Here is an 11,940-nt window from a genome sequence, read left to right as displayed (position 1 = left end):
CGGTCTCCTAGGCGGCGCTGCGGGACTGGCGGCGGTAGCCGCCCGGCGCCAGCCCGTACTCGCGTTTGAAGGCCTTCGCGAAGGCGTACTCGGAGCTGTATCCGGTGCGGGCGGCCACGGTCGTCAGAGGCACCTCCGACTCGCGCAGGAGTGTGGCGGCCGTGGTCATCCGCCAGCGCGTGAGGTACGCCATGGGCGGCTCGCCCACGAGCGCGGTGAAGCGGCGGGCGAAGGCGGCCCGGGACAGGCCCGCGGACCGGGCGAGGGACTCGACGGTCCACTGGGCGTCGGGCTTCTCGTGGAGGGACGCGAGCGCCGGGGCGACGGCCGGGTCGGTGAGGGCCGCCGCCCAGCCCGTGGCCGTGGCCGCGGGCTGGGACTCGAACCAGGCGCGCAGGATGTAGAGCAGCAGCGATTCGATCAGCGCGGGCACGATGCCGGCGGAGCCGATGCGCGGGTTCTCCAACTCGGCGGCGAGGAGGCCGACGGCCGCGCTGAGTTCGGGGTGGTGGCCAAGCCCGGTGGAGAGGTGCACGACCTCGGGGAGCTGGCGGACCAGCGGATGAGGACGGGCCTGGTCGAGGTGGTAGTTCCCGCACAGCAGGGTCGTACGGGGGCCGTCGCCGCCGACGGTGACGGTGCCGATGGGCCCGTCGGGGTGGAACTGGTCGGGGCGTTCCTCATGGGCGGGCGTGGAGGGGTGGTCGGCGAGCGCGTGCCCGGGGCCGTTGCGCAGGAACACCACGTCGCCGGGGTTCAGGACGAACGGCTCCAGGCGCACCGTGTCGTCCATGGGGACCAGCCAGCACGTCCCGCGCAGGACCACGTGGAATCCTGCGCCCGCCGCCGGGGGCAGCCGCAGGCCCCACGGCGCCCGGCCCTCGGTCCGTACGGAGGTGGGCACCTGGGTCTTCATGGAGTTCAGGGCCTCTGTCAGCACGTCCATCGCACCACACCTCCGCGTCTCTCTTCCCTGCCGGGCTCAGGCTATGGTCAGGACGACCTTGCCCTGCACGCGCCCCGAGCCGACCAGTTCATGGGCCTTGGCCGCCTCTTCGAGCGGGAAGGTCTCGGCGATGTGGGGGCGGAGGCGCCCGGAGTCGACGAGCGCGGCCATGGCCTCCAGGGAGGCGTAGTCGGGTTCGACGGAAACACCGGCGAAGCGACGCCCGGCCGCCTCGATCCGTGCGGCGAGTTCCCGGTTCCAGTGCTCCATGATGCTGACGAGGGTGCCCCCGGGGCGCAGGACTTCGAGGGAACGCGTGCCCTCGGAGCTGGAGTCGAAGACGACGTCGACGTCCCGGACGGCCCCGGCGTAGTCGGTGGTGCGGTAGTCGAGCACCTCGTCGGCGCCGAGGGAGCGTACGAACGCGTGCTTCGGCTCGCTCGCCAGGGCGATCACGTGCGCGCCCCGGGCCTTGGCGATCTGGACGGCCAGGTGCCCCACGCCGCCCGCCGCCCGGTGGATCAGCACCCGCTGGCCCGCCTCCAGCCGCGCGGCGTCGACCAGGCCCTGCCAGGCCGTCAGTCCCGCCAGGGGAAGGGCGGCGGCCTGCACATGGTCGAGACCGGCCGGCTTGCGCGCCACCTGGCGGGAAGGGACGGCGACGTACTCGGCGTACCCGGTGGCGGCCCGGGGGAAGAACGGCATGCCGAACACCTCGTCACCGGGCTTGAACCGTGCCCCCGGCCCCACTTCCTCGACGACACCGGAGACGTCCCACCCGACCCCGAACGGCGGCTCGCCGAGCAGCGGCAGGGCGCCGGAGCGCACGGCCGCGTCCACCGGATTGACGCCGCTGGCGTGCACGCGGATCAGCACCTCGGCGCCGAGGGGAGCGGGGCGTTCGGTCTCCACGACTTCCAGTACCTCGGGTCCGCCGAAAGTCTTCTGGACGACAGCGCGCATGGCGGGTGCTCCTTCAAGTCGACTGCTGGAGCGGCAGGTTGTCCGGCCGCTCCTCGATGCCTCGACTCTAGGAAGAACCAATGAGCGGGTGAATGTTCCGCTGTCTCCCGTAGATGTCCCAGCGTCTCGCCGAGCGGGTGTCCTGGCCATTCGATGCGGGCTCTGTGGGCGTGTGGCGTCCGGTGAGGCGGCGCACCGCGCCGGATCTCGAACCCGTGCATTCCGGGGGGCCCACCGGTCCGCGGCCGCGTGGAAGTGAGCATCTGGAGCACCGGCGCCCGTGGAATGACCTCCACACCGCGACGGGCGTCCGATTCGTCGACTTCGAGCAGGCCTCACTGGGCAGCGGCCTGATGGAGCTGGCCTATCTGCGCATCGGCTTTCCGACCTGCTGGTGTGTCACTTCGGCGGCCCAGCCCCTGCTGGAACGGGCGGAGCACGCCTACCGCGAGGCGTGGCGCACCGCGACCGGCTCCGAGGCCCACGACGGCCGCGAGGCCCACGTCGGCCTCGCCGACGCGTGTGCCGGCTGGCTGCTCCGCGGCGACGCGCTCGTCGAGCGGGCACGCCGCGGGAGCGAGGACCACCTGGCGCGGATTCCGAGCGGGGACTGGAAGTGGGGCACGGTGACGGCCCGGCAACGGCTCGTCCACCGGCTCCGTGTCGTCAGCGGGATGACCGTCGGCCACCCCCCCTCTCAGCGGCGTCGGCAGCCTCACCGCCGGCATGCGCCGCACCATGCTCACGCGCTGGCCCGGGCTCCGGCCGGTCCCGGCGAAGCGGCCGTAGAAGTCGGACTGGCAGTATTCCCCGGCAGGCACGGTGCACGGTGCACGTGGCGGGAGGTGGAGACGATGGGCGACTTCTTCGAGCGGATCGTCGACGTCGAGGTGACCGGCGAGGAGGCCGGGCCGCTCGCGGAGCGGATGGTCGCCTGGATGGTCACCGAGGGACTCATCACGCGGGAACTGTCCAGCACCGGGGTGTACAGCACGACCGTGGACCAGGGCTACGTGCCGGGCCCCGACTGGGCGCGGGCCGTCGCGGACTCATCGGACCCGTCCTGGCTGCCGGGCCCGGTCGCCGTCATCGTCGGGCGCGACTACCACGTCGGTGGCCAGGGCGCGGACGAGGCCGAGTACGCCGTCTGCCCGCGGTGCGGCGGCAGGACCGTGTTCATCGACTACCCCGAGGAGTTCGAGGCGGACGACAAGGTGTGGCAGCCGTTCAAGGCCGCCATCGCCGACTGGAAGGAAACGGGGGAGGGGAGCGCCCCCTGCCCTGCCTGCGGTGCCTCGGTGCCGGTCACCGAGTGGCAGTGGGAATCCGGTTTCGCGGTGGGCGCCCTCGCCTTCGACTTCTGGGGCTGGCCGCCGTTGTCCACCGACTTCTACGCGACGTTCAGGCGGCACCTGGGGCACCGCACGGTGGAGCACATGGGCAAGATCTGACAGCGCCTCGCCGCGTCCTGTTCGGGCTGCTCCACCGTGAAGGTGACCGCCTGCCCCCAGCCGGCGCGCGAAAGCCAGTCGCGTACGTACCCACTGAGCATCGACCCGGCAGGGCGGTGCCGCTGGTCAGGCGGCACGCAACCGGTGATCGTCCGGTACCGGCGCCGCCTCCCCCTCCGCGTGGAGAGGGGAGGACGGCCCGCCGGACGTCCGTCACAGGTCGCGGATCTCGAACTCCGACCGCGCCTTGCCCAGGAGCTCGTCGGCCTTCTTCTCCGCTTCCTTTCCGGCGGGCAGGGAGACCGTGAGGGTGAGCCGCTCCTGGCGGGAGGTGACCACGACGAGCGTCTTGTTCAGACGGCGGGGTGTGCCCTCGGCCTCCACGCTGTGGGTGGTGGTGAACAGCGCGGCGTCCCTGCCCTGGTGGTTGTCCGGCTTCACGGCCGCCACGGCCGGCTGACCGCCCTGCGGCGGTGTGGCCTCGGTGTACTCGCGCTTCCAGCGCTCCGCGGTCGCCAGCGGGGTCTCGGTGACGTTCTTCAACTCGTCCACCAGGATCGACGTGTCACCGGAGGGCGCGGTGTAGCGGGTCGCGGTGTAGGGGCCCGCCTGGTTGTCCAGTGCGTCCTCGGTGGTGATCTTCCAGTCCGCGGGCGCCGCGACGGAGAGCTGCATCCGGTATTCGTCGTACCGCTTCCACCCCTCTGGCAGCTCGTCCCCGGTGAACTGGAACACCAGCGTCGTGACCAGCGCGAGCACCGCCGCCCCGGCGGCGGCCACCAGCGCGTAACGCTTCCTGCGCGCCGAGCCGTCGCCGGCCGCGAGGGGCCCGCCGGAGCCGGGCGGCGCCGTGGCGGAGCGGGCGGTGTCCTGGACCGGCCGGGTCTCGCGGGGCGCCGCGGCGGCACGCAGCATCGCCAGCGCCTCCGTGGCGGACAGCCGGGCCTCCGGCTCCTTGCGCAGCAGTCCGCGGATCACGTCCCCCAGGTCCCCGGCGTGCTGGGTGGGCGGCAGCTCGGCCAGCAGGATCGCCTGGAGAGTGGACGGGGTGGTCTGGCGCCGGAACGGCGAAACGCCCTCGACGGCCTGATAGAGCATCACGCCCAGGGACCACAGGTCCGACTCGGGCCCCGGCCTGCGCCCCAGTACGCGCTCGGGGGCGACGTACTCGGGGGAGCCGACGAAGCCGCCGGTCTCGGTGAGCTTCTGCTCGCCCTCGACCTGGGCGATGCCGAAGTCCGTGAGGACGACTCTGTCGTGGCGGCCGACCATGACGTTGCCGGGCTTCACGTCCCGGTGCACACTCCGGCCTCGTGGGCGGCGGAGAGCGCGCCGAGCACCGCGACACCGATCCGGGCGGCCTCCGGCGAGGGGAGCGTGCCCTCGTCGAGCAGGTCGGCGAGGGACTGGCCGCGTACCAGCTCCATCACGATCCAGGGGCTGTCGTCCTCGGTGACGACGTCGTGGATGGTGACGACCGAGGGATGGTCGATCCGGGCCGCCGCGCGGGCCTCCCGCTCCATGCGCTGGTGCGCGTTGTGGCGCTCGCCGGCGGTCAGCGTGTCCGGCAGGCGCGGCTCCTTGACGGCCACGTCGCGGTCCACCACCTCGTCGCGCGCCCGCCAGACGGTCCCCATGCCTCCGGCACCGAGCCGCTCCAGCAGCCGGTACCGCCCGCCCACCAGCCGCCCCGCTCCGGCCTCGGGCCCGGGCATGCCCGAGGCGCCGGCCCTCCCCGGCACCTCCGGCTGCACGCGCGGCGCCACCTGCGGCGGTCCCGGCGGAGGCAACGGCGGCTGCGCCGGCGAAACCGCCGGTCCCGGCGGCTGGAGCTCGTAACTGGTCGGATCCTGCTGCCCCCCGTGAATCGTCATGGCCTCATCATGCCAACGAACGCAGCTCCTTGCCGCAGCGACCGCGACCGCGACCGCGACCGTGACCGCGACCGCGGACCCGGGCGAGGGTGAGGGCCTCAACTCCGGTGCCGCGGCGTAGGACTGGTACACGGCGGGCGGCTGGTCGAGCGGCAGTCGGTTGAGGCAGCGCGTCCAAGGGCCGGAAACGCCGGGTTCCGATGGTTTCCTCCTGCTGCTGCGGAGTGCCCGCCCGGCGGGCCGGTCAGCGGTCCTGCGACAGCTCCAGGAGCTCGGCGAAGGTTCCGCCGGCGTGGACGAGGTCGTCGTAGCGGCCCTGTTCGGTGATCCGCCCGTGTTCCATCACGACGATGTGGTCGGCGATCTTCGTGTTCTCCAGCCGGTGGGTGACCACGATGGTGATGCGCTCGGCGGCGATGGCCTTGATCCGCTCGAAGATCTGGTGCTCACCGCGCGGGTCCATCTGCGAGGTCGGCTCGTCGAGGATCAGCAGGCCCGGACGGCGGTACAGGGCCCTCGAACAGGCGATGCGCTGCCACTGGCCGCCGGAGAGCTCCGATCCGCCGAACACGTCGCGGGCGAGGAGGGTGTCCAGCCCTGCGGGCAGGTCCTCGACGGCTTCGCGCAGCCCGACGGCGTCGACGGCGTCCCACACGGGTCCGTCGCCGTGGGTGCGGGGCTGGCCGAGTGTGACGTTCTCCCGGACGCGCAGCGGCCACTGGGCGAAGATCTGCGGTACGAGACCGGTGTTCGCCCATACGGTGGCGGGGTCGACGTCGGCGAGGTCCGTGCCGTTCCAGGTGACCTTGCCCTTGTCGGGCAGGTAGATCCCGGTCAGCAGCCGGGTCAGGGTGGACTTTCCCGAGCCGTTGGCCCCCACGATGGCCAGGATCTCGCCGCGCCGCAGCGTGAGGGACACGCCGTCGACGGCGGGCTTGTCCTTGCCCGGGTACTGGTAGACGGCTTCGTCGACCTTGATCTCCTCGACCGGGGCGGTCACGGTACGGGGGCCGCGCTTCGGCGCGCGGCGCGCCGCGTCGTCGAGGAAGGACTGCATGTCGCCGAGGTACAAAGGCTGGTGTGGAAGACCGCGGCTCCGTTGAGGACCACCTGCGACAGGGCGGCGAGCGTCGTCTGCACGGCGATGACGGCGGTGGCGGCGACGGCGAGTTCGATCCGGCCGGACACGGCGAGCCAGGCCAGCGCTCCCCAGGTGACGACGAGGAAGAAACCGCCGGCCAGCGAGGAGAGCAGGGAGATCCGCAGGGTACGCGGTGTGGCGGCGAGGGTACGGCGATCGCACCGGTCCGACAGGGCGCGGTACCAGAAGACCAGGTAGTCGGTCATCGAGTTGGCGCGGACCTCGTCGGCGTACTTCGAGGTCGTGGACCACCACCGCATCATGCCGCGCACATTGCGGTCGGCCACGTTGGCGTAGTGGGTCTCGTAGTCCACCCGGGCGGTCAGGACGGCGCCGATGCCGGCCGGGAGGACGGCGAGCAACAGCAGCGGCAGCATCAGCACGTTCAACACCGACAGGACGCCGCCCGCGGTGGCCATGCGGATCAGGGCGGACACGAACCGCTGGGCGTCGCCGACCATCACGTGCGTACGGATCACGCCCATCTCGGCGGCCTCCTGCCGGTCCGAGAACCCGTCCTCCGCGTAGGCGGAGGCCTCGACCCGGCACACCGCTTCGACCAGGGCGGTGTCCATCTCCGTGGTCAGCCTCGGCGTGATCCGCCGCTCGGCGTAGGTGGCCGCGGATCCCGCTCCGCGACCGAGGGCGGCGGCGAGGGCCACCACCACGAGTGCGGGCAGAGCGCTGCGGAGCCGGTCGGCGACGGCGTCGTCCGAGAGGATCGGTTCCATGGCCTCGGCGGTCGCGGTCAGCAGGACGGCGGCCGAAACACCGGTGAGCGCCTGGCACAGGACCAGGAGCCGCACCGCGCGCCGGTCGACCCTCCACGACAGCCCGGCGATCCCGCGCAGCACGTTCGGGATCTGCGCGCACATGCGCCGGAAGGAGACCTCGGCGAGCGGGTTGACGGAGTACTGCCCGCTGTAGGTGATCTCCGCCGGAGGAGGAAAGGGCGGCGAGGTGTTCTGCTTCTCGTGGGTTGCGGCCGAGGTCAAGTGGCCTCCCTGGTCAGTCGCGGCTGGGTCGTGAGGCTCAACGACGCCACGGCAATTTCGAACACCTGTGTTTCGGACGGACCGTGAACCTTGAGATAGAGCGCGTGACGGAGCATGTGCGATGCATCGACCCATACCGCGCAAAGGGCCCGGCTCTGCACGGCAGTGGCCAAAACGCCGAGGGTGCCGCCGCTCGCCCGGGTGACGCTCCCGCAGGCGGCCAGAGGGCATCAGTGGGCAGCCGGAGGGGGCCGGGAAAGCGCCGCAGGTCGCAAGGGGCATGATGTCCGCATGCCCGAGCACCGCGACCCGCTGTCAGACCTGTGGCCGCTCGCGCCGTCCGACGCGACCCACTGGCTGCTCGAACGGTGCGGCGACGGCGTGACCGGGTTCATGCCGCCGGCGATGCCCGACGCGTGCTGGGTGCTCAACCCCATGTACGAGCGGGACCAGGAGCACGAGCGCGCGCAGGAGCACGAACGCCCGCACGGGCAGGGGGCGGCCGAGATCTCGTACCACGAGTATCAGCAGGCGCGAAGGGCGCAGGGCCAGGTCCAGCCCTTCGGAATCGGGGGCGTCGACCTCACGGACGTGGGCGTCGCCACAGGAGGCGGACTCGGCCGCGCCGAGCACCCCGGCCCCGGCTGGCGACGGCTGCGCTGGGCGGAACTCGCCCGGCGGACCGGCGACCCCGTCGTGCCCGACGGACTGCTGCCCTCCCACCGTTGCTTCCCCTCGGTGAAGAAGCACGACAGCTGGCCGCTCGGCATCCTCCCGCCCACCGAGGGAAGCCTGGACCGCACGACCTGGAACCGGTTGATCGACGTTCTCGTCGAGCACGCTCCGGCGGGCCCGGACACCCGCTGCCTGGCCTACTACAACCCGCTGATGCTCAGGACCACGGATTTCGACGCCCTGCGTGTGCGCGCGGGGCGCCTCGGTGACGCGGAGCTGCTGTACGACGCCCCCGAGGCCGACTTCAGCCCGTCCAACCTGTGGGCGGACGATCGCTCGTGGGTCCTCTGCACCGACTACGACCTGTGGGCGACCAAGGTCGCCGGCCCACCGGCCCTGATCGAGGCGCTGCTGCACGACTCCGAGCTCGAAGCACTCCGACTGCCGTGGGCACCCTGAGGCCCAGCCGCACCCGCGGACCTGCTGACCCGCGGACCCGCGGACCTGCTGACCCGCGGACCTGCTGACCCGCGGACCTGCTGACCCGCGGACCCGCGGGCCTGCTCACCCACTGAGCAGCCGTCACGTTCAGATATGGGCCCGGATCTGCTTCACAGGGTGGCCCAGGCGGTTCGCCAGCGCCGTGAGCTCCTCCTCGCCGAACGCGGGGTAATCGGGGTTCCAGATGGCGACCTCGAACCGGGCGAAGCCACAGGGCCAGTCGTAATCCAGCGCGTCCAGAGTGGTGGAACCCCCGCAGCACGGGGCTTCGATCGCGAGCGTCGTGAAGCCGTCGTCGCAGTGGGCCTCAAGGAGATCAGCCCACCACTCCGTGTCGATGGACGCCTGGCACAGGGGACAGCCGATCCTCTCCAGGTTCCCCCCGCAGTCGACGGCGGTGATCTCGTCGTGCCACGTCACGTCGATCTCGGCGTCACCTTCGACGACTCCGGGGGTCAGTTCCCGGACCAGGGAGAGGAGGTGGTCGACCGCATCGCGTTCCGGCTGCCACCGCGGATCGGTCGGAATGATCGACAGCACGTCCTCGCTCATGACTCCCTCATCTGGCCAGGCCCACTGCGGCCTCCCGGCGTGATGGTACCGAGTGCACGGTCCGGGGCGGCATCCGCATGGGCGGGGGACGCCCGCCACGGCCACCCCATGCTCACGGAACCCGGCAGCGGGCATTCCGGCAGACGGGCCGATCAGTTGCGCTGTTGACCTTGTCACTGGCGGCAAGGTCGCACGATGACCCGCATGGACACCACCGCACCGCACAGCAGCAGGATCGTCGTCGTCACCGGAGCCGGCACCGGCATCGGCCGGGCGACCGCCCGGGCCTTCGCCGCCGAGGGCGCCCACGTGGTCGCGATAGGGCGGCGGAGCGAACCGCTCAAGGAGACGGCGGCAGGGCACGAGGGGATCGTGCCGATGCCCGCCGACATCACCGCTGCGGGGGAGCCGGAGCGGATCGTCCACGCCGTGCTGGAGCGCTACGGCCGGCTGGACGTACTGGTCAACAACGCCGGTATCGTGCGCAGCGGCGCCCTCGGCACACTGTCGCCGTCGATGATCACAGCTCAGCTCGGAACGAACCTCGTCGCTCCGGTACTTCTCGCCCAGGCCGCGCTGGCGCCCCTGGAGGCATCGCGCGGCGTGATCGTCAACGTCAGTACCTCGGTGGGGCAGCGGGCCTGGCCCGGCAGCTCGGTGTACGCGGCGACGAAGTCGGCTCTGGAGCTGCTGACCCGTAGTTGGGCGGTCGAGCTGGCGCCGCGCGGAGTCCGGGTGGTGGCGGTCGCTCCCGGGGCGATCGACACACCCATCGGCGAGCACCAAGGCCTGACGCCGCAGCGGATGGCCGCGGTGCGGGAGTGGCAGCTGGCGCACACCCCCCTGGGCCGGATCGGGCGCCCGGAGGAGGTGGCCTGGGCGATCACCCAACTTGCCGCGCCGGCCGCGTCGTTCATCACCGGAGTGGTGCTCCCGGTCGACGGCGGAGCGGTCGTGGCGTGATAGGACGTGGTCCAGGAGGTGGGACGGATGCGGATCGGTGCTCTGGCCAGGGCAACGGGGACGAGTCCACGTGCGCTGCGGCACTACGAAGAGGCGGGGCTGATCTCCTCCGAGCGGGCTTCCAACGGCTACCGCGTCTACGACGAGCGGGCCGCGGTACGGGTCCGCAACATCCGCCACCTGTTGTCGGTCGGGCTGACCCTGGACGACGTGCGGGTGTTCCTGCCGTGCCTGGACGGTGATGTGACCGCCGCACCGCCATCGGACCAGGGCCTGCAGGTGGCGCTGGACCGGCTGGCGGTCCTCAACGAGCGCATCGCGGCCCAGATCGCGGTCCGGGACCGGCTGCAGGCCGCGCTGCGGGAGCAGACGGGAGGCGGCCCCGTCAACCGTGGTGGCCTGATCGGCCGTCCCGGTCCCGGTCCAGGTCACGGCCGCGGGGCCGTGACCGAGAGCAGGACCAGGACCGGGACCAGGACGGGGAGCAGGACCGCGGGCCGGGACCGGGATGCCCCTTCCGCCTCCCAGGCGGTCGGCGTCAGCGAGTGACGCGGGCCGACGACGGGCCCCTGTGCCTCCGGCGTCACCCGAGCCCGCACCGCAGGTGCCGACGTTGGGCGTTCGGCGTACTCGGGCTGCCTCAGGCTGCCTTCGTGGCCCGGTCCAGCGCCTGCTCCAGGTCCGCCCACAGGTCCTCGACGTGCTCGATCCCGACGGACATCCGCACCAGCCCGGGGCCGATGCCGGCCGCGTCGAGGGCGGCGGCGTCGAGCTGGCGATGGGAGGTGGAGGCCGGGTGCATCACCAGGGTCTTCACATCGCCGAGGGAAGCGGTCAAGGCGGCCAGGCGCACCGCCTCGATGAACGTGCGGCCCCCCTCACGCCCGCCCGCGAGGTCGAAGGAGACCACCCCGCCGCAGCCCTTCGGCAGCAGCCGCCGCGCGACCGCGTGGTCGGGGTGGTCGGCGAGCGCCGGGTGGTGGACGGCCGCCACCGCCGGGTGCGCGGCGAGCCGGCCGGCCAGCTCACGGGCGTTCGCACTCTGCCGCTCGATGCGCAGCGGCAGCGTCTGCAGGCCACGCAGGGTCAGCCAGGCGGCGAACGGATCGGTGATGGCGCCCTGTTCGATCGCGTAGTGGCGGATACGGCCGTACAGTTCGGCGTCCTTGAAGACGGCGATCCCGCCCAGGACGTCGGCATGCCCGGCCAGGTACTTCGTCGCCGAGTGGATCACGATGTCGGCGCCGTACTCGATCGGCCGGCACAGCAGCGGCGAGGCGAAGGTGTTGTCCACGGCGCTGGGCACGCCCGCCTCGGCGGCGGCCGCGATCAGGGCGGGCAGATCGGCGACCCGGGTGGTCGGGTTGGCGATGGTCTCCAGGTACAGCAGCCGTGTCCGGGGCCGGAGCGCCTGCCGCACCTCCTCCGCGTCGGTTCCGGAGACGTACGTCACCTCCACACCCCAGCGCGCGGCGAGGTCGGTCAGCACCGCGTACGTACCGCCGTAGAGGCACCGCTGCGCGACGACATGGTCCCCGGCGGAGAGCAGGCCGAGCAGGACACCGTTGATGGCGCCCATACCGGAGGCGTAGGAGAGGGCGGCGGCTCCGCCTTCCAGCCGGGCGACGGCGTCCTCCAGGGCGCGGACGGTGGGGTTGCCGAGACGGCTGTAGACGAAGGCGTCGGGCGAGTGGAAGGCCTCGGCCATCGCGTCGGCGGTGTCGAAGGTGAAGACGTGCCCCTGGTGGAGGGGGACGCCCAGGGGTGTGCTGCCGGTGACCCGGACCTCGGGAGGGTGAACGGCGAGGGTCTCGGGCCGCAGCGCTGCGGTGTCGTCGTGGCTCATGGAACTTAGTGAAGGCGAAAGCCACTTGCGGCC

General features: G+C 72.2%; 7 protein-coding genes and 4 pseudogenes. 5 read left to right on the top strand and 6 right to left on the bottom strand.

All coding sequences use genetic code 11. The annotated features are described in order from the left end of the window. Window positions 1-7 precede the first annotated feature (7 nt). Together AB0A69_RS22880 and AB0A69_RS22875 are read right to left on the bottom strand one after the other, a co-directional pair. Entirely contained in the window at window positions 8-946 is a 939-nt protein-coding gene (locus AB0A69_RS22880) for an AraC family transcriptional regulator (RefSeq protein ID WP_361424905.1), read from the bottom strand. A gap of 36 nt (window positions 947-982) precedes the next feature. Further along, entirely contained in the window at window positions 983-1,909 is a 927-nt protein-coding gene (locus AB0A69_RS22875) for an NADP-dependent oxidoreductase (RefSeq protein ID WP_361424902.1), read from the bottom strand. Window positions 1,910-2,187: 278 nt separating this feature from the next. On the opposite strand from AB0A69_RS22875, the pseudogene AB0A69_RS22870 reads away from it, so the two are divergent. Next, a pseudogene (locus AB0A69_RS22870) lies at window positions 2,188-2,698 on the top strand (aminoglycoside phosphotransferase family protein); the annotation flags it as partial. A 65-nt stretch (window positions 2,699-2,763) separates the two neighbouring features. Beyond that, complete coding sequence (locus AB0A69_RS22865; protein ID WP_361424899.1) at window positions 2,764-3,360, top strand: hypothetical protein; 597 nt, start codon at window positions 2,764-2,766, stop codon at window positions 3,358-3,360. Window positions 3,361-3,573: 213 nt separating this feature from the next. On the opposite strand, the pseudogene AB0A69_RS22860 reads toward AB0A69_RS22865, so the two are convergent. Continuing rightward, window positions 3,574-5,234 (bottom strand): annotated as a pseudogene (locus AB0A69_RS22860) (serine/threonine-protein kinase). A 244-nt stretch (window positions 5,235-5,478) separates the two neighbouring features. After that, a pseudogene (locus AB0A69_RS22855) lies at window positions 5,479-7,370 on the bottom strand (ATP-binding cassette domain-containing protein). 291 nt (window positions 7,371-7,661) lie between these two features. Here AB0A69_RS22855 and AB0A69_RS22850 point away from each other — a divergent pair. Next, entirely contained in the window at window positions 7,662-8,504 is an 843-nt protein-coding gene (locus AB0A69_RS22850; protein WP_361424896.1) for a hypothetical protein, read from the top strand. A gap of 129 nt (window positions 8,505-8,633) precedes the next feature. On the opposite strand, the gene AB0A69_RS22845 is transcribed toward AB0A69_RS22850, so the two are convergent. Then, window positions 8,634-9,098: a hypothetical protein gene (locus AB0A69_RS22845; RefSeq protein ID WP_361424893.1), complete on the bottom strand. Its 465-nt coding sequence runs from the start codon at window positions 9,096-9,098 to the stop codon at window positions 8,634-8,636. Window positions 9,099-9,293: 195 nt separating this feature from the next. Here AB0A69_RS22845 and AB0A69_RS22840 point away from each other — a divergent pair, with 195 nt between their 5' ends. Next, window positions 9,294-10,061, top strand: a complete 768-nt coding sequence (locus tag AB0A69_RS22840) for an SDR family oxidoreductase (RefSeq protein ID WP_361424890.1) — start codon at window positions 9,294-9,296, stop codon at window positions 10,059-10,061. A gap of 27 nt (window positions 10,062-10,088) precedes the next feature. Continuing rightward, window positions 10,089-10,436: pseudogene (locus AB0A69_RS22835) on the top strand (MerR family transcriptional regulator); the annotation flags it as partial. A 265-nt stretch (window positions 10,437-10,701) separates the two neighbouring features. Here AB0A69_RS22835 and AB0A69_RS22830 read toward each other — a convergent pair. Beyond that, complete coding sequence (locus tag AB0A69_RS22830) at window positions 10,702-11,907, bottom strand: aminotransferase class I/II-fold pyridoxal phosphate-dependent enzyme (protein WP_361424887.1); 1,206 nt, start codon at window positions 11,905-11,907, stop codon at window positions 10,702-10,704. Window positions 11,908-11,940 lie beyond the last annotated feature (33 nt).

The sequence above is a fragment of the Streptomyces sp. NPDC045431 genome (assembly GCF_040646655.1).
Classification (GTDB): Bacteria; Actinomycetota; Actinomycetes; order Streptomycetales; family Streptomycetaceae; genus Streptomyces.
The sequence above is the reverse complement of the archived record's forward strand: the minus strand, read 5'-3'. Positions and strand labels throughout refer to the sequence as shown.

Bases quoted from the DNA above. Each gene is read 5' to 3' on its own strand.
- AB0A69_RS22865 (WP_361424899.1), top strand. From the start codon at position 2,764: ATGGGCGACTTCTTCGAGCGGATCGTCGACGTCGAGGTGACCGGCGAG.
- AB0A69_RS22875 (WP_361424902.1), bottom strand. From the start codon at position 1,909: ATGCGCGCTGTCGTCCAGAAGACTTTCGGCGGACCCGAGGTACTGGAA.
- AB0A69_RS22830 (WP_361424887.1), bottom strand. From the start codon at position 11,907: ATGAGCCACGACGACACCGCAGCGCTGCGGCCCGAGACCCTCGCCGTT.
- AB0A69_RS22850 (WP_361424896.1), top strand. From the start codon at position 7,662: ATGCCCGAGCACCGCGACCCGCTGTCAGACCTGTGGCCGCTCGCGCCG.
- AB0A69_RS22840 (WP_361424890.1), top strand. From the start codon at position 9,294: ATGACCCGCATGGACACCACCGCACCGCACAGCAGCAGGATCGTCGTC.
- AB0A69_RS22845 (WP_361424893.1), bottom strand. From the start codon at position 9,098: ATGAGCGAGGACGTGCTGTCGATCATTCCGACCGATCCGCGGTGGCAG.
- AB0A69_RS22880 (WP_361424905.1), bottom strand. From the start codon at position 946: ATGGACGTGCTGACAGAGGCCCTGAACTCCATGAAGACCCAGGTGCCC.